This window comes from Mucilaginibacter sp. MD40 (assembly GCF_002288635.1).
In the GTDB taxonomy this organism is placed as follows: Bacteria; Bacteroidota; Bacteroidia; order Sphingobacteriales; family Sphingobacteriaceae; genus Mucilaginibacter.
On sequence record NZ_NRSW01000001.1, the window covers coordinates 2,218,802 to 2,236,092 of the forward strand.

Genomic DNA, 17,291 nt, shown 5'->3' on the forward strand with positions numbered 1-17,291 from the left:
CTTTTTTATTTGTTTACCGTGCAAAGTCGAGTGTTCCGTTTTTATTTATAATACATTCTATCATTACCCTGCATGCAATGGGTTCGCCATTGAAGGTGGCCGGTACAAAAACCAGGTCGTCGGGGTTTGGGAGTTTCAGATTCATGGTTATATCATCAACAGCGTAGGCGGTTGGTACATATATTAAATGTACAGTATAATCGGCCAGCCGGCCACCGGGGCTTACCAAAAGCTCAACTACAGCTTTCATATTACTGTAATCAAAGTCAGATTCTGAAATCCTTTTAGGCATCCTGAATAGCGCTACATAAGGTACATAGCCATAATACCTGCCGCCTATGCGTACAGGTTTAGTGATTTTTTGCACAGCAGTTTTGGCGGTATCGAGTGTGCGGTCAATAAAATAATGCAGGTTGGAGGTAGTGTCTTCCGGAGCTTCATATAATAACAGTTGCTTGTCAAAATTAAAGCTTTGCACCACCGTTCCATTACTGTCGTAAAAATGCCATATGCCAACCCGTTTACCGCCCAGGTAAGAGCCGCTGGCAATAGCTGTTTTCTTTTTATATAAAGCCTGGTAAATCCCCTGCCGGGTAATGCCATCGTTTGCTAATACATGGTAGGTTTCGCTGATGTTATTGGTGAGTTTCCTCGATACGGTACTTAGCTCCTGAGCAAAACCTGTAACAGATATGTATAAGCAAAATAATAAGATGATGTAACGATAACGCATGTAGAGTGATGGAGTTTAAAGGTTATAAAATATTGGAGTTACATAGCACATTTGAATCCTTTGAAGGTATAATTTATATTGAGAACACCTATTATCTCAATGGTGTTTTAGCAAATCTAATACGAACTAACATGAAATTTTAAGTGTTTGATTTTTATATATCTATGATGATATTATAGCTATATAGCTTATTTGTTTACTAAAAATGATGTTAATCTGACAAATAAGGCTTACCTTACAACTATTATTCTATATAACCCTCCTCAAATACAAATAATCCCTTATTTAATGGCATTTATACACGATGTGCTCGAAGCACCATCTTATGGCTGGAAAAACGCTGAAGGCGAATTATCAAAACCCATGCCCAAACAAATTCTAAAAGAGTTTTTATCAAGGCTTAATGTATTCAGTAACAAAAAGAACTGGCTTTCTTTTACCAGTTGGTTAATGATACTTTGTCTTGCGCCTTTTTTAGCATTGTTCCTTTTTAAGTATTTTACAGTTTATGGCCTTATTACTGCCTTTGTGTATAGCATGGTAGTAATGGGAACGCATGGTACTATATGGTATCACCGTTATTGCACTCACCGGGCATACAAGTTTAAAAATAACTTCTGGCGTTTTATCACCCAAAATCTTACCCTTAAAATAATTCCCGAGGAAATATACGCGATATCCCACCACGTGCACCATGCTTTATCAGATACACCCGGTGATCCTTACAACGCGCAAGGTGGTTTTCTCTATTGTTTCCTGGCCGATGCCAACCATCAGCCGGTTAACCGCAATTTAAGCGAAAAGCATTTTAACCGCTGTGTTACCTTAATGAAACATACCGGCGTTACCACTAATACTTATGCGCAGTATCAAAAATGGGGCTCTATTGCTAATCCTTTTTACATGATAGCAGGGGTTATTGTTAACTGGGCATTTTGGTTTGCTGTATTTTATTTAATTGGCGGTATGGCCCTTGCCTGTGCAATTTTCGGCGCTGCCGGTATATGGGCGGTTGGCGTGCGTACATTTAATTATGAAGGCCACGGTAAAGGAAAAGATAAACGCCGTAATGGTGTTGATCATAATCGCAACGATATGTCAATAAACCAGATATGGCCGGGCCTAGTAGCAGGTGAGTGGCATAACAACCATCACCTGTATCCTAAAAGTGCCCGTTCGGGTTTCAAGCCTTACCAGATTGATAGTGCCTGGTATTACATAAAATTTATGAGTCTGATAGGCGCGGTAAGTTGTTATAATGATGCTAAAAAACAGTTTTATGCCAATTATATGAGTACAACCAAAAAAACCGAAACAGAGCCTCAGCTTTGCCCGGTTGTTCTTAACAAAGTAGTACCAGCAAAAATATAACAGCTTGTCTCCTGTATAAAACAATAGCCGCATGATCAACATCATGTGGCTATTGTTTTAATAAGCTGAAGCTACTTTATAAATTTTAAGCCTTTTTATTGGCTTTTTACAAACGAATATATAACTTAGTGAGCCAGTTAACTAACCAGTATACCACTACCATTTAACGCATCCCCTAAGTGTGAATATGTAGTTTAATTGTGGGATACATTACATGCCGTTCTGTTATAACCGCTTTTTAGCCCCCTCATTTTAGGTGCCGGTAATAATTGGTTATGTGTTTTTCGTAGCTAAGCAAACTAACTAAACTCAATAATAACATGACATCGTCCAGAAGAACTTTTCTTAAAAGCGGCGCTGTGGCCGTAACGGCTGCCGCCTTAATGCCCAGGCATCTTTTTGCTGCGCCGGCCAAGATCCAAAGGGTTGGCCTTCAACTGTACTCTGTACGTGATGCTATGGCCAAAGATCCGGCAGGTACATTAAAGATGCTTTCAGATATGGGCTACAAGTATGTGGAACATGCTAATTATATCGACAGGAAGTTTTACGGTTGGGATGCTAAAGAATTTAAAAAACGCTTAACCGATCTTGATTTGCAAATGCCCAGCGGCCATACGGTTATGCGCCCCGAGCATTGGGACGCGGCTAAGAACGATTTTACCGACGCCTGGAAGGCTACCGTGGAAGATGCCGCATACATGGGGCAAAAATTTGTGATCAGCCCTTGGATGGACGAGCGTGTAAGGCATGATACAGACCTGTTAAAACGTACTATGGAACAATTTAACAAAAGCGGTGAGTTGTGCCAGAAATATAAGATGAAGTTTGGCTACCATAACCATGATTTTGAGTTTACTACCATGGTAGGCGATATGCGCCTGTTCGATTACATTATGCAGAATACTGACCCCGATAAAGTGGCGCAGCAGTTGGATATTGGTAATATGTACGGTAGAGAAAATAACCCTATTTCGCTTATTGAGAAATACCCGGGGCGTTTTGTATCCATGCACGTAAAAGATGAGATAAAAAGCGCTACCAATACCGAAGGTACAGGGTACGAAAGTACTATCCTGGGCAGGGGAGTGCTCAACGTGAGCAATGTGCTTAAGGCTGCTAAAAAAACCGGTGGTACTGTGTACTTGATCATCGAGCAGGAATCATACCAGGGAATAGACCCGCTTGAGTGTGTAAAAATTGATTTACAAACCATGAAAAAGTGGGGATATTAATAAGTAAAGGTTACCTTAATGCCCTTAAACCTATATTAATTATAAACTTTTAACTGTTGATCAATTGAATTTGAACATGAACAGGCGCGCCGCGCTTCGCAACATGGCGCTCATTATGGGAGGTGCAATCATATTGCCCTCATGCCTGCATGATGATAAAGGTAAGGCGGTAGTAAAGCTCAATAACCTTACTGTTGACGCTGAGCAGGAGAAGATAGTGAACAGCCTTACCGAAACCATTCTGCCAAAAACGGATACCCCCGGCGCCGCTGAATTGGGTATAAATCTCTTTGTTTTTAAAATGATCGATGACTGCGCTGGCAAAGAACAGCAGGCCGATTTCATAACCGGCCTGAATAAGTTTGCCGATGCGGCTAAGCAAAAAATGGGAAAACCATTTGTTGATAGCACTGATAAAGAGCGGGCAGCCTTTGTTTCATCGGTTGAAAAGCTCGGCAAAGACAAAAATTATAAAGACGACAGCAAACTGATGGCATTTTATCAAATGGTAAAAGGGCAAACGGTTTTTGGCTATACCACCTCAAAATATTTTATGACCAAACAAGTAGTTTACGAACTGGTACCCGGCAGATATAATGCTATGTTCCCCGCAAGTAAGGCAACAGTGTAATTATGGCAAATCTTAATATTGATAGTATAAAGGACCGCACGTTTGATGCCATAGTTATAGGTTCGGGTATCAGCGGCGGCTGGGCGGCTAAAGAGTTTACCGGTAAAGGCCTTAAAACGCTCGTACTTGAGCGGGGTAGGGATGTTAAGCACCTTAAAGATTACCCTACCACTAATTTATATCCCTGGGAATTTCCGCACCATGGCGTAGTACCTGACGGCATACAGAAAGCTAACCCCATAGTTAATCGTTGCTACGCCTTTGGTGAAGATGCCATGCACTTTTTTGTGAAGGATGCCGAGCATCCTTATGTACAGGAAAAACCTTTCGACTGGATACGCGGATATCAAACAGGAGGCAAATCATTACTTTGGGCGCGCCAAACACAGCGCTGGAGTAATTTTGATTTTGAAGGCCCCGCGCGTGATGGCTTTGCTGTTGACTGGCCTATCCGTTATGAGGACATAGCTCCCTGGTACAGTTACGTAGAGAAATTTGCAGGTATATCGGGTAACCGCGACGGGCTGGCCGAATTGCCTGATGGTGAGTTTCTGCCGCCCTTTCCACTCAACGCGGTTGAAACCTATTTCAGCAACCACGTTAAAAAGAATTACAAGAACAGGCACGTGATCAGCGCGCGTTGCGCCCATTTGTCAAAACCCAATCAAATACATCTTGACCAGGGCAGGGGGCAGTGCCAGGAGCGTACCCTGTGCCAGCGTGGGTGCCCATTTGGAGGCTACTTCAGTTCTAATTCATCTACCATACCTTGGGCCTTAAAAACAGGCTTGTGTAGTTTAAGGCCACATTCTGTTGTTGAGTCCATTATTTACGATGATAAAAAAGGTAAAGCAACAGGTGTGCGGGTAATAGATGCCAATACCAAAGAGGCTATAGAATACTATGCGCCGGTGATATTTGTTAACGCGGCGGCCTTAAACAGTAACCTCATATTGCTTAACTCCAAATCGCAGCGCTTCCCAAATGGTTTAGGTAACGATAGCGGCACCCTGGGTAAATACATTGCTTTCCATAATTATTCGGCACATATGAACGCCGAATATGATGGCGCTAAAGAATGGACCACAGATGGCCGTAACCCGGCGGGTGGCGGTTATATACCACGGTTCAGGAACGTGTATAAACAGGAAACAAATTTCCTGCGAGGTTACGCGGCGGGGCTTTACGCTTACAGGGGGCATATACAAAGCAGCGATGGTATAGGCCAGGAGCTGAAAGATAACCTGGCCAGGAAAGAACTGGGCGGCTGGAGTGTAGGTTCGCATATGATGGGCGAAACCATCCCGAAGGAAAGCAACTTTGTTACACTTGATAACAGCCTGAAAGACCCGTGGGGAATACCGCAACTGAGAATTTCTGTTGATTATGATGATAACGATGAGAAGATGAAGAAGGATTATATTGAGCAGATGACCGAGATGTTTACGTCAGCCGGCTTTACCAATATACAAACCTTTACCGATCATCGCGCTCCGGGGCTTGATATTCATGAGATGGGTGGCGTGCGTATGGGTAAAGACCCTAAAACATCCATGCTTGATAAATGGCATCGTTTGCATGCCTGCCCCAATGTATATGTTACAGATGGCGCCAGCATGACATCAACATCATGCCAGAACCCTTCACTTACTTACATGGCTTTTACCGCCCGCGCTGTTGACCATGCCGTAAGTGAATTAAAGAAAGGAAACGTATAGTTTTTGTTATCGGCAGTAGGCTAATTATTAGGCTATTGTGCTGGTAATCATTAACTGTTTAATAAAAAGGATAGTGTGTGAAAAAAACACAATGAAAAGTATTTGCAAGATAAATTTTATTCATACATTAGGCCATATAACCAATTGCTAAGTAAACTATTTTAACGCTACACTTTTATGTCTACAAACACTTATGACGCCATCGTCATTGGTTCAGGTATCTCCGGCGGCTGGGCTGCAAAAGAGCTAACCGAAAAAGGTTTAAAAACCATTATGTTGGAGCGCGGTAAAAACATCGAGCACATTAAAGATTATGTTAATGCCAACAAAGCACCGTGGGAGTTTGAACACCGTGGTGGCCGCACGCAAAAAATGATAGAGGATTATCCCGTGCTTAAACGTGATTATCCGCTTAACGAAACCAACCTTGATTACTGGACCAATGAAAAGGAAAGCCCTTATGTTGAAATTAAACGTTTCGACTGGTTTAGGGGTTACCATGTTGGTGGTCGTTCTTTAATGTGGGGAAGGCAATCATACCGCTGGCATGATACCGACTTTGAAGCCAACCTTAAAGATGGTATAGGTACCGACTGGCCTATCCGTTACAAGGACCTGCACGACTGGTATGGTTATGCAGAGCGTTTTGCCGGTATCTCCGGTAACCGCGACGGCGTACCAATTTTACCTGATGGCGATTTTATGCCGCCAATGGAAATGAACGTTATTGAGAAAGATGTTCAAAAACGTTTTAAAGAATTTTATAAAGATGCAAGGCACTTTATTATTGGCCGTACCGCTAATATTACTGTACCGCATAATAACCGTACAAACTGCCAGTACCGTAACAAATGCTGGTTAGGTTGTCCGTTCGGTGCTTATTTTAGCACACAGTCTGCCACGTTACCTGCTGCAATGGCAACCGGTAACTTAACCGTTCGTCCATGGTCAATCGTAACCAAAATATTATACGATAAAGACACCAAGAAGGCAAAAGGCGTTGAGATACTGGACGCGGAAACCAACAAAACTTACCAATATTTCGCCAAGATCGTTTTCGTTAACGCTTCAGCTCTTAACAGTGCTTGGGTGTTAATGAACTCAGCTACCGATGTTTGGGAAGGTGGCTTAGGAAGCAGCAGCGGCCAGTTGGGCCATAACCTGATGGACCACCACTTAGGTGTTGGTGCTGGTGGCCGTATCGAGGGCCATGAAGATAAATACTACTTCGGCCGTCGTGCTAATGGTATCTATATTCCACGTTACCGGAACCTTAACGGCGAGAAACGCGATTATATCCGCGGTTTTGGTTATCAGGGAGGCGGTAGCCGCGAAAACTGGAGCCGTGATATTGCTGAGCTTAACATTGGTGGTGCATTTAAAGATGCATTATCTGAACCGGGCACATGGACATTTGGTATGGGTGGTTTCGGTGAAACACTACCATATCATGAAAACCGCGTTTACCTGGATAAAGAGAAAAAAGATAAGTGGGGCTTACCGGTGTTAGCTATTGACGCGGAATGTAAAGATAACGAGCGTAAAATGCGTATCGATATGATGAACGACGCGAAAGAAATGCTTGAGAACGCCGGTGTTAAAGATGTACAGGGTTACACCACAGAGCCGGTATTGGGCCGTGGTATACATGAGATGGGTACTGCCCGTATGGGTCGCGATCCTAAATCATCTGTACTAAACGAGTGGAACCAGGTTTGGGATGCGAAAAACGTATTTGTTACCGATGGCGCGGCCATGGCATCGGCTGCCTGCCAAAACCCTTCACTTACCTACATGGCATTAACTGCCCGCGCAGCTAACCATGCGGTTGAAGAGCTTAAAAAAGGTAATTTATAACATACAGTATTGAAATTCGACTACCAATGACTGAGAAAAAAGAAACCACAAACAACGGCACATCAAGGCGTGATTTTATTAAATCGGCCTCAATGGTAGCCGCCGGATTCATGATCGTACCACGCCACGTTTTGGGTGGCAGGGGCTTTACAGCTCCCAGCGATATGCTTAACGTAGCCGGTATTGGCGCGGGCGGTAAAGGAGAGAGCGATATCGCTAATTTTGCAAAAAGCGGAAAGGCAAACATTGCTTTCCTGTGTGACGTCGACGACCGTCAGGCTGCAAGATCACGGGCATCGTTCCCTAAAGCCAAATATGTTAAGGACTGGCGCGAGTTGTTAGAAAAGGATCATAAAAATTTCGACGCGGTATCCGTATCTACTCCGGATCATAACCATGCAATCATCGCTTACCATGCTATGCAGTTAGGCAAGCACGTTTATGTGCAAAAACCCCTTACGCATGATATTTGGGAGGCACGCTTACTAACCGATGCGGCCAAAAAATTCAAAGTAGTTACCCAAATGGGTAACCAGGGTGCATCAAACGATGGTACCCGCTTAATGGCAGAGTGGTATGATGCAGGCCTTATAGGCGATGTAGATACTATTTACTGCTGGACAAACCGCCCGGTATGGCCGCAGGGTATCAAATGGCCAGATCCAAGCACCAATATCCCTAAAGAGCTTGACTGGGATCTTTGGTTGGGTACCGCTCCCCGTAAAGATTACGTGGAAAAACTGGTGCCATTTAACTGGCGCGGCTGGTGGGATTACGGTACAGGCGCCTTAGGCGATATGGGTTGCCACTTGGTTGAGGCACCATTCCGCGTGTTGGGCTTGCAATATGTTAAAGATGTACAGGCCAGTGTAGGCAGTGTTTATGTTGATTCTTTCAGAAAAGGTAACTTCCCTGAAAGCTGCCCGCCATCAAGCCATATCACTTTAACTTTCCCTAAAACTGCTAAAACTAAAGGTGATATTACCCTTCACTGGATGGATGGTGGCATACAGCCTGAACGCCCTGAAGAGCTTGGCCCTAACGAGAAGTGGGGTGGAGAAGAAGGTAACGGTACCTTATTCATTGGTAGCAAAGGTAAAATGTACGCCAGCACCTATTCTGATGCGGCTACTTTATTACCAAAAGAGCGTACTAGAGATGCCAAAGCGCCGCAGAAATACAAACGTGTTCCGGGTGGTGCTAATGGCCACTACGCGCAATGGGTTGAAGCATGTATTGCCGGTTATGGTAAAATGGAAGTAAGTTCTCCGTTTGAAGTTGCCGGTCCGCTTACCGAGGCGTTATTGATGGCTAACCTGGCTGTTCGTGGTCATGACCTTAAAGGCGGTGCATTCAAATACACATGGGATAACAAAGCCATGAAAGTGACCAACTTTGATGATGTTAACCAATATGTTAAGCGCCAATACCCTGCAGGGTTTGAGCTAAAAGCATAACAACAATAAAAACTAAAAAATTAACTCATAATTCTATAAAAAGATGAATAGAAGAGATGCTATAAGCAGAGTGGGTTTGATACTGGGCGGTGCTGTAATTGGTGCCGAGTTCTTCGTGTCAGGCTGTAAGTCGGGCGGCTCGGTAAATACCGATGACCTTTTTAGTAAGGAAACTACCGCCTACATGAATGAGATTGGCGAAACCATTTTGCCCGCGACCTCAACACCCGGCGCTAAGGCGGCAAACGTTGGTGGTTTTATGGCCATAATGGTACGCGACTGCTATACCGATGCCGATCAAAAGGTGTTTAAAAAAGGTTTGGCCCAGTTAGATGAAGCTTCTGACAAGAAGTTCAACAAAAAATTTATGGATGCCGATGCCAAGCAACGTACCGAACTGCTTACGCAGTTGGATAAGGAAGCTAAGGATTACGCTAAAACCAAGAAGCCGGAAGATCCGAACCATTACTTTACTATGATAAAGCAACTTACCTTGTTAGGTTACTTTACCTCGGAGGTTGGCGCAACAAAGGCATTAAGGTATGTGCCGGTACCGGGAAAATACATAGGCGATTATCCTTACAAAAAAGGAGATAAAGCCTGGGCATTATCATAAGAAACCCTTAAAATTGCACCGCTCCGTAACCCGGAGCGGTTTTTATACATTTATCTAAATTAAAACAAAGGCATTTCCGGGTTTGTTCCTGGTAATGCTTGCTTATCTATTATGAGTAACAGAAAATTACGCATGGGCATGATAGGCGGTGGCAAGGATGCCTTCATCGGCGCTATTCACCGCATTGCTGCCAATATGGACGGACAGATAGAACTGGTTTGCGGTGCCTTAAGTATGCACCCTGAAGTTGCCCAGGAAAGCGGCCGCATGCTTTTTTTATCGCCCGATCGTATTTACAATAACTATGAAGACATGTTTAAGGCTGAGGCGCAACGCCCTGCCGATGAACGCATGGATTTTGTAACCATTGTTACCCCCAATTTCGCTCACTTTGCCCCGGCAATGATGGCATTGGAAAACGGTTTTAACGTAGTGATCGAAAAACCGATCACTTTTACGCTTGAAGAAGCGCAACAACTTAAAGCTAAAGTAGAAGAAACCGGGCTGATGTTACTGCTAACGCATACCTACTCTGGTTACCCAATGGTAAAAGAGGCACGCGAAATTGTAAAAAGCGGAGCTTTAGGCAAAGTGCGTAAAATCTATGTTGAATACTTACAAGGCTGGTTAAGCCGCCTTTCTGAGCGTGAGGGTAATGCCCAGGCTTCATGGCGTACCGATCCTTCCAAATCAGGCAAGGCTGGCTGCATGGGTGATATTGGTACCCACGCGGCACACCTGGCCGAATACATTTCCGGTTTAAAGATCACGGAGCTTAACGCCTCATTAAACGTTGTGGTTGATGGCCGCATGTTAGATGATGACGGCGTAGTACTGTTACGTTTTGAAGAAGGCGTGACCGGTACACTTACCGCATCGCAAATAGCGGCGGGTGAAGAGAATGCGCTTAAAATACGTGTTTACGGCGAAAATGGTGGCCTCGAGTGGAACCAAATGGAGCCTAACACACTTACCATTAAATGGCTGGATAAACCTGCTGAAACGCTGCGGGCTGGTAGCGGCTATACCGATCGTTTATCGGCTTATGCTACCTCAAACTGCCGTACACCTGGCGGGCATCCTGAAGGTTATCTGGAAGCATTTGGTAACCTTTACCGCAACTTTGCCATTGCATTAAGCGCCAAAATAGAGGGAAGCGAGATCCCTGACTGGGTTGATTTCCCGTCTGTTGATGATGGTATACGCGGTATGGCATTTATCAACAATGTGGTGGCATCCAGCCAGAGTAACGAGAAGTGGACAAAATATACCATTTAAAGGCATGAATACCATAAAAGGACCTGCTATATTTTTAGCACAGTTTGTTGGCGATACAGCGCCTTTTAATGATCTTAAATCCATTTCGCAATGGGCGGCAGGGTTAGGTTATAAAGGTATACAACTGCCTACTAATGACCTGCGTTTTATTGACCTGCAAAAAGCAGCCGACAGTAAAACCTATGCCGATGAGATAAAAGGTATTGTGAACGAAGCCGGCCTTGAGATAACAGAATTATCAACTCACCTGCAAGGGCAGTTGGTGGCAGTTAATCCTGCTTATGATAGTCTTTTTGACGCTTTTGCACCCGAGGCTTACAAAAATAACCCGGCTGAACGCCAAAAATGGGCTGTATCACAGCTGAAGGCTGCTGCAAAGGCCTCTCAAAACCTTGGGCTCAACGCGCACGTAACTTTTAGCGGCGCGTTAATTTGGCACATGGTATACCCATGGCCGCAGCGCCCTGCCGGCTTAGTAGATACCGCTTTTGATGAGCTGGCAAAGCGCTGGGAACCTATCTTAAATGTTTTTGATGAGCATGGGGTAGACCTTTGCTACGAGATACATCCTGGTGAAGACTTGCACGATGGCGTAAGCTATGAACGTTTCCTCGAAAAAGTGAACAACCACAAACGCGCGTGCCTGTTATATGACCCATCGCACTTTGTATTGCAGGCGATGGACTACCTGGAATATATTGATATCTATCATGAACGCATCAAAATGTTCCATGTAAAGGATGCCGAGTTTAACCCTACCGGCAGGCAGGGTGTTTATGGAGGTTATTCGGGCTGGGTTGAACGCGCCGGCAGGTTCCGCTCGCTGGGCGATGGACAGGTAGACTTTAAATCCGTGTTCAGCAAATTAACCCAATATGATTACAAGGGTTGGGCGGTGCTGGAATGGGAATGCGCGTTAAAGAATTCTGAAGATGGCGCGCGCGAAGGTGCACAGTTTATCAAAGACCATATCATCAGGGTAACAGATAAGGCTTTCGATGATTTTGCCGCATCGGGCAGTAACGAAGCCTTTAACAGATCATTGATAGGACTATAATAGATTAGAATTAAATAAAATACAATACAACAGAATAACACATCATGAAAAAACTATTCGTAATATTAGGGATAAGCCTTGCGTTAGCAGCTTGTGGGGGAAATAAAGATAAATCAGCTACATCAGCAGGAAACAGTGAAGCAGATAGCGCCAAAGCAACAGACCAGGCAGCAGTTGCCCACAATTCTGACGCGGCAAATGATACTGCCGTAAATAACATTGGCACCACTAAAGCAGCCGGTACACCTGATAATAAAGGAGAGGCGCTGATGGCTAATAACGACTGTAATACCTGCCACAACGCGCAAAGCAAAGTAATCGGCCCTGCGCTGGTTGATATCGCAAAAAAATACAAAGAAAGCGATGTAGACATGCTGGCCAAGAAGGTAATAGCTGGTGGTAGCGGTAACTGGGGCACTGTACCTATGACTGCTCACCCCGACCTATCGATGGATGATGCCAAAGCAATGGTAAAATACATCCTTACTATAAAATAAGTACTAACTAACCAACCTGACTAATTTAAACCAATACCAATTATGACCTTAACTACACGCGTTAAGTTATCAACCATGATGTTCCTGGAGTTTTTTATCTGGGGTGCATGGTTTGTAACTATGGGAACGTACTTAGGCAAAACGTTGAACGCTACCGGCGTACAAAACGGTAATGCCTACGCAACACAATCATGGGGTGCTATTATAGCGCCATTTGTTATCGGGCTTATTGCCGACAGATTTTTTTCGGCACAAAAAGTACTGGGTATACTGCATTTAACCGGTGCGGCTTTGCTCTACTACATCACCACCCAAACAAATTTTGAAGGTTTCTTCCCGATCATCTTCGCATACATGATTGTTTATATGCCTACCCTTGCGTTGGTTAACTCAGTGTCATTCAGGCAAATGCAGAATCCAAGCAAGGAGTTTCCGCCTATACGCGTATTCGGTACCTTAGGCTGGATCATTGCCGGCCTGGTAATTGGCTGGTTAGGCTGGGAGCAAAGCAACTCGCTTGTCCTAACCTTTAAAATGGCTGCAGGTGCATCCCTTATTTTAGGTTTGTTAAGTTTTACCTTGCCTGCTACGCCTCCTGCCAAAAAAGGCCAGAAAGCAAGCTTAGGAGATATATTAGGTCTGGATTCTATAGGTTTGTTAAAAAACAGGTCGTACCTGGTGTTTTTCCTGGCTTCTGTAGCTATTTGCGTGCCTTTGGCATTCTATTACAATTTTACCAATCCGTTCCTGAACGAGGTAGGTATGAAAGCCGCGGCAGGTGTACAATCATTGGGCCAAGTGTCTGAGTTCTTGTTTATGGCACTAATGCCGCTGTTCTTTGTGCGCTTAGGCGTTAAAAAGATGCTTGCGGTGGGTATGCTGGCTTGGGTGATCCGCTACATTTTCTTTGCTTATGGTAATGTTGGCGGTAATTACTGGATGCTGATTGCCGGTATAGTGATGCACGGTATCTGTTATGACTTCTTCTTCGTAACCGGGCAGATCTATACAGACAACCTTGCAGGTGAGAAATTCAAAAGTGCGGCTCAGGGCTTTATTACGTTGGCTACTTACGGTGTAGGTATGCTGATGGGGTCATACATTTCAGGCCCTGTAGTAGATAAGTTCAAGCTATCAGAAACAGCCCATAACTGGACAAATATCTGGCTGATACCGGCAGGTATCGCAGGCTTTGTATTCCTGGTTTTCGTTATCTTCTTTAAAGATACCAACCAGATACAAACCAAGCCAGGATTAGACATAGAAGAGCCCGGAACCGGCAGAGCAGACATATAATACAATGGCAACAACAAACAGAAGAACGGCTATAAAAGGCATACTTGCCGGTACAGCCGCTATAGGTGCAGGGAGTGTGCTGTCTGCATACAAGTGTAATGACCATGAACAAATGAGCGGAAAACTCAAAGGCAATATTAACCACGCGGTTTGCCGCTGGTGCTATGGTGACCTATCGGTTGAGGAACTTTGTAAAGCCGCAAAAGAAATAGGCATAAAAGGGATCGATCTGGTTGGCCCTAATGACTGGCCTACCCTTAAAAAGTATGGTCTTACCTCATCTATGTGCAATGGCGCTGAAATTAACCTTACCGATGGTTTCGGCGATACCCGTTTCCATGCGCAACTGCACAAACAGTACAGCGAGATGATACCCAAAGTAGCTGCTGCCGGTTACAAAAACCTGATTTGTTTTAGCGGCAGCCGTCGTGGTAAAACCGATGAAGAGGGGTGGAAGAACTGCGTGGAAGGCCTTAAACCGATGGTGGAGCTGGCCGAAAAGCATAACGTGGTATTGGTAATGGAATTGCTAAACAGTAAAATTGACCATAAGGATTACCAATGCGACCACACCGCCTGGGGAGCCGAACTGTGTAAAAGATTAGGTTCTGAAAACTTTAAGCTACTGTATGATATTTATCATATGCAGATAGATGAAGGCGACGTGATCCGTAACATACGTGATCATCATCAATACATAGCGCATTACCATACCGGCGGTGTTCCGGGCCGTCATGAGATTGACGATACCCAGGAACTGTTTTACCCGGCCATTATGCGTGCCATTGTTGAAGTAGGGCATAAAGGCTTTGTAGCGCAGGAATTTATACCTACAGCTAAAGACAAACTTGCATCGCTGCGTAAGGCGATACAGATTTGTGATGTTTAAACCATTACTGTTATGGCGGGTCTGTAACAGTAATACCAATTTAACTAATACATGACTACTACCAGAAGAACTTTCTTAGCGCAGGCCGGTATGGCTGCGGCAGGCATTATGCTTGCACCCCAATTAGCATCGGCTAAAAGCCTTAATGGCATCGGTCTGCAACTATATTCATTGCGCGATGAACTACCCAAAGATGTAAAGGGTGTTATTGCTAAAGTGTCTAAAGCCGGTTACAAAGAGGTAGAAACCTTTGGCTACTCTAAACAGAACGGTTTTTGGGGCTTAAGTGCTAAAGAATTTGCCGCCCTGTTAAAGGCTAATGGCTTAAAAAGCCCAAGCGGGCATTACGGCCTGGATGAATATTTTGGTACCGGTAATATGGACGAGTTTAACAGCTATATCGAAGCTGCTAAGATACTCGGCCAAACATACATTGTTGTGCCAAGCCTCAACCACGACCTTATAAAAACTGCTGCGGATTTTAGATCCATCGCCGAAAAAATGAATAAAGCCGCTAAGATCTGTAAAGCACACGGTTTAAAGTTAGGTTACCATAACCACAATTTTGAGTGGAAAGAAACGGAGGGTACTACTTTTTACGATACCATACTTAACCATACCGATCCTAAACTGGTAGCTATGGAAATGGATATTTACTGGGTGGTACGCGCCGGTAAAGACCCTATAGAGATATTTAAAAAGCACCCGGGCCGTTTTGCCATGGTGCATATAAAAGATATGGATAAGGCTAACCACGAGTTAAATACCGAGATTGGTAGCGGCGCTATTGATTACAAAGATATATTGGCTAAAGCTAAACTGGCAGGCATAAAGCATTACATTGTTGAGCAGGAGAATTTTACTAATATTGATCCTTTTGTGAGTATTGCCAAAAGCGCTAAATATCTTAAAACCAAGCTCTATTTATAATCGGCACCAATTAACTAACTGAAATATGAAACATAAATTAATTTTAACAGCTTTACTTTGCGGAAGCTTTCATATGGCGAATGCACAGCAGGCTGCAAAACCCGAAGATACCGAGAAATGGGAACCCGTACCACCGGTTGTTACTCCGGGCAAGGCTATTGGCGATGCTCCGTCTGATGCCATTATACTCTTTAACGGTAAAACAGGCCTTTCTGAATGGGTAGATGTTGCCAGTGGCGATGCCGCCAAATGGGATGTGAAAGGCGATGTGTTAACCGTTAATAAGCAATACGGTAACATCGAAACCAAAAAGAAATTTGGTAACTACCAATTACACATTGAATGGAAAGTGCCTGCAAATATAACAGGTACAGGTCAGGCTCGCGGCAATAGTGGTGTTTTCCTGGCATCAATAGGTAAAGGCGATGATGGTTATGAGCTGCAGGTATTAGATTCATACAACAACAAAACTTACGTGAACGGTATGGCCGGCAGTATTTACAAACAGTTTATACCCTTGGCCAACCCAACCCGCCCTCCGGGCAGCTGGAATGTTTACGATGTTATCTGGACCGCTCCAACCTTTGATGGCGACCAGTTAAAAACCCCGGCCCGCGTAACCGTTATATTTAATGGTGTATTGGTTGAGAATAATGTGGAACTGCTTGGCCCAACCCAGTACATTGGCAAACCCGGCTACAGAAAAGCTCACGGTGACAGCCCTATTAAATTACAGGCCCACGGAGATAAAAGCGAACCGCTTAGCTTCCGTAATATTTGGGTGAGAGAACTTAAATAATGATTTTAAGCATACAAAAAAGCTTGCCTTAGTGCAGGCTTTTTTTGTTTAAGATCAAGCTCTTTTTATAGCTTTTTAAGGATCAATTCAATCAATCAATATAAATCAAAATAACAATGTCTACCATTTCAATAATAACAAGGCGTTTGTGTGGAGCTTTTCTACTGGCAGCTTTTATCCTTTTTAATCATGTATCAATCGCGCAAACTATCAAAGGCGATTATTATCAGATAAAGATATATCACTACAAAACACCGCGGCAAGGAGCGGTGCTGGATGCCTATCTGCAAAAAAGTTTTATACCGGTATTGCACAAGAAAGGCATTAAAAGCATTGGTGTTTTTAAGCCTGTGGAAACGGATACCGCAGACAGGAAGATCTATGTACTGGTGCCTTATGCTTCATGGAAAGATGTTGAACCTGATAATGTTTCAGCAATTAAACCTGCAACTTCAACGGCTGATAACAAAACATATAATGATGCTGCTTACAATGATGCGCCTTACACACGCATCGAAACTATTTTACTAAGCCCGTTTGTTACCCGCCCGCATTTGATGCTGCCTAAGCTAAGCGGAGATCGCTCAAAACGTGTTTATGAATTACGTAGCTACGAAAGCCCTACAGAGGCTTACCACCACAACAAAGTGAAGATGTTTAATAGCGGCGAAACCGATATTTTTGAGCGCTTAGGTTTTAACCCGGTTTTTTATGGCAGCGTTATTGCAGGCAATAGAATGCCTAACCTGATGTATTTGACTACTTTTAATGACAAACAAAGCAGGGATGACCATTGGAAAGCTTTTGACGCGGACGCGCAATGGAAGGGATTGATAGGCGATGCGCAATATAAAAACAACGTATCAAAAGCGGATATTATATTTCTTTATCCAACTGATTACTCTGACTATTGATAACAATATATAG

The 17,291-nt window shown here is 43.9% G+C and carries 16 protein-coding genes; 15 read left to right on the forward strand and 1 reads right to left on the reverse strand.

Annotation, left to right across the window (positions count from 1 at the left end):
- Nucleotides 1-13: 13 nt before the first annotated feature.
- Nucleotides 14-733 (reverse strand): hypothetical protein, encoded by a 720-nt coding sequence (locus CKK33_RS10070; protein WP_095703984.1) that lies wholly within the window; start codon nt 731-733, stop codon nt 14-16.
- 288 nt (nt 734-1,021) lie between these two features.
- Between CKK33_RS10070 and CKK33_RS10075 the strand changes: the two genes are divergently transcribed.
- From CKK33_RS10075 to CKK33_RS10145, 15 genes are all read left to right on the forward strand, one after another.
- Nucleotides 1,022-2,104, forward strand: coding sequence for a fatty acid desaturase (locus CKK33_RS10075; RefSeq protein WP_095705813.1), 1,083 nt, complete (start codon nt 1,022-1,024; stop codon nt 2,102-2,104).
- A gap of 320 nt (nt 2,105-2,424) precedes the next feature.
- Nucleotides 2,425-3,339 (forward strand): TIM barrel protein, encoded by a 915-nt coding sequence (locus CKK33_RS10080; protein WP_095703985.1) that lies wholly within the window; start codon nt 2,425-2,427, stop codon nt 3,337-3,339.
- Nucleotides 3,340-3,415: 76 nt separating this feature from the next.
- Nucleotides 3,416-3,970: a gluconate 2-dehydrogenase subunit 3 family protein gene (locus CKK33_RS10085; RefSeq protein WP_095703986.1), complete on the forward strand. Its 555-nt coding sequence runs from the start codon at nt 3,416-3,418 to the stop codon at nt 3,968-3,970.
- A 2-nt stretch (nt 3,971-3,972) separates the two neighbouring features.
- On the forward strand, nt 3,973-5,688 hold the full coding sequence (locus CKK33_RS10090; RefSeq protein WP_095703987.1) for a GMC oxidoreductase: 1,716 nt from the start codon (nt 3,973-3,975) through the stop codon (nt 5,686-5,688).
- A gap of 177 nt (nt 5,689-5,865) precedes the next feature.
- Complete coding sequence (locus tag CKK33_RS10095) at nt 5,866-7,545, forward strand: GMC oxidoreductase (protein ID WP_095703988.1); 1,680 nt, start codon at nt 5,866-5,868, stop codon at nt 7,543-7,545.
- 26 nt (nt 7,546-7,571) lie between these two features.
- On the forward strand, nt 7,572-9,002 hold the full coding sequence (locus tag CKK33_RS10100; RefSeq protein WP_095703989.1) for a Gfo/Idh/MocA family protein: 1,431 nt from the start codon (nt 7,572-7,574) through the stop codon (nt 9,000-9,002).
- A 43-nt stretch (nt 9,003-9,045) separates the two neighbouring features.
- Nucleotides 9,046-9,618 carry a gluconate 2-dehydrogenase subunit 3 family protein gene (locus tag CKK33_RS10105; protein ID WP_095703990.1) on the forward strand — a complete coding sequence of 191 codons (573 nt, stop codon included), beginning with the start codon at nt 9,046-9,048 and terminating at the stop codon, nt 9,616-9,618.
- Between the two features lie 111 nt (nt 9,619-9,729).
- Nucleotides 9,730-10,896, forward strand: a complete 1,167-nt coding sequence (locus CKK33_RS10110) for a Gfo/Idh/MocA family protein (protein ID WP_198952454.1) — start codon at nt 9,730-9,732, stop codon at nt 10,894-10,896.
- 4 nt (nt 10,897-10,900) lie between these two features.
- Nucleotides 10,901-11,953: a sugar phosphate isomerase/epimerase gene (locus tag CKK33_RS10115; protein WP_095703991.1), complete on the forward strand. Its 1,053-nt coding sequence runs from the start codon at nt 10,901-10,903 to the stop codon at nt 11,951-11,953.
- A gap of 44 nt (nt 11,954-11,997) precedes the next feature.
- On the forward strand, nt 11,998-12,450 hold the full coding sequence (locus tag CKK33_RS10120) for a c-type cytochrome (protein WP_095703992.1): 453 nt from the start codon (nt 11,998-12,000) through the stop codon (nt 12,448-12,450).
- Nucleotides 12,451-12,492: 42 nt separating this feature from the next.
- Nucleotides 12,493-13,746 carry a nucleoside permease gene (locus tag CKK33_RS10125; RefSeq protein ID WP_095703993.1) on the forward strand — a complete coding sequence of 418 codons (1,254 nt, stop codon included), beginning with the start codon at nt 12,493-12,495 and terminating at the stop codon, nt 13,744-13,746.
- Nucleotides 13,747-13,750: 4 nt separating this feature from the next.
- On the forward strand, nt 13,751-14,635 hold the full coding sequence (locus CKK33_RS10130) for a hydroxypyruvate isomerase family protein (RefSeq protein WP_095703994.1): 885 nt from the start codon (nt 13,751-13,753) through the stop codon (nt 14,633-14,635).
- Nucleotides 14,636-14,686: 51 nt separating this feature from the next.
- On the forward strand, nt 14,687-15,565 hold the full coding sequence (locus CKK33_RS10135; RefSeq protein ID WP_095703995.1) for a sugar phosphate isomerase/epimerase: 879 nt from the start codon (nt 14,687-14,689) through the stop codon (nt 15,563-15,565).
- A 25-nt stretch (nt 15,566-15,590) separates the two neighbouring features.
- Entirely contained in the window at nt 15,591-16,364 is a 774-nt protein-coding gene (locus tag CKK33_RS10140) for a DUF1080 domain-containing protein (protein WP_095703996.1), read from the forward strand.
- Nucleotides 16,365-16,480: 116 nt separating this feature from the next.
- Nucleotides 16,481-17,278, forward strand: coding sequence for an NIPSNAP family protein (locus tag CKK33_RS10145; protein ID WP_095703997.1), 798 nt, complete (start codon nt 16,481-16,483; stop codon nt 17,276-17,278).
- Nucleotides 17,279-17,291: the final 13 nt, after the last annotated feature.

What these genes read in the sequence shown, in the direction of transcription:
- CKK33_RS10070 (WP_095703984.1), bottom strand. Translation starts at nt 733, where the DNA reads ATGCGTTATCGTTACATCATCTTATTATTTTGCTTATACATATCTGTT.
- CKK33_RS10075 (WP_095705813.1), top strand. Translation starts at nt 1,022, where the DNA reads ATGGCATTTATACACGATGTGCTCGAAGCACCATCTTATGGCTGGAAA.
- CKK33_RS10080 (WP_095703985.1), top strand. Translation starts at nt 2,425, where the DNA reads ATGACATCGTCCAGAAGAACTTTTCTTAAAAGCGGCGCTGTGGCCGTA.
- CKK33_RS10085 (WP_095703986.1), top strand. Translation starts at nt 3,416, where the DNA reads ATGAACAGGCGCGCCGCGCTTCGCAACATGGCGCTCATTATGGGAGGT.
- CKK33_RS10090 (WP_095703987.1), top strand. Translation starts at nt 3,973, where the DNA reads ATGGCAAATCTTAATATTGATAGTATAAAGGACCGCACGTTTGATGCC.
- CKK33_RS10095 (WP_095703988.1), top strand. Translation starts at nt 5,866, where the DNA reads ATGTCTACAAACACTTATGACGCCATCGTCATTGGTTCAGGTATCTCC.
- CKK33_RS10100 (WP_095703989.1), top strand. Translation starts at nt 7,572, where the DNA reads ATGACTGAGAAAAAAGAAACCACAAACAACGGCACATCAAGGCGTGAT.
- CKK33_RS10105 (WP_095703990.1), top strand. Translation starts at nt 9,046, where the DNA reads ATGAATAGAAGAGATGCTATAAGCAGAGTGGGTTTGATACTGGGCGGT.
- CKK33_RS10110 (WP_198952454.1), top strand. Translation starts at nt 9,730, where the DNA reads ATGAGTAACAGAAAATTACGCATGGGCATGATAGGCGGTGGCAAGGAT.
- CKK33_RS10115 (WP_095703991.1), top strand. Translation starts at nt 10,901, where the DNA reads ATGAATACCATAAAAGGACCTGCTATATTTTTAGCACAGTTTGTTGGC.
- CKK33_RS10120 (WP_095703992.1), top strand. Translation starts at nt 11,998, where the DNA reads ATGAAAAAACTATTCGTAATATTAGGGATAAGCCTTGCGTTAGCAGCT.
- CKK33_RS10125 (WP_095703993.1), top strand. Translation starts at nt 12,493, where the DNA reads ATGACCTTAACTACACGCGTTAAGTTATCAACCATGATGTTCCTGGAG.
- CKK33_RS10130 (WP_095703994.1), top strand. Translation starts at nt 13,751, where the DNA reads ATGGCAACAACAAACAGAAGAACGGCTATAAAAGGCATACTTGCCGGT.
- CKK33_RS10135 (WP_095703995.1), top strand. Translation starts at nt 14,687, where the DNA reads ATGACTACTACCAGAAGAACTTTCTTAGCGCAGGCCGGTATGGCTGCG.
- CKK33_RS10140 (WP_095703996.1), top strand. Translation starts at nt 15,591, where the DNA reads ATGAAACATAAATTAATTTTAACAGCTTTACTTTGCGGAAGCTTTCAT.
- CKK33_RS10145 (WP_095703997.1), top strand. Translation starts at nt 16,481, where the DNA reads ATGTCTACCATTTCAATAATAACAAGGCGTTTGTGTGGAGCTTTTCTA.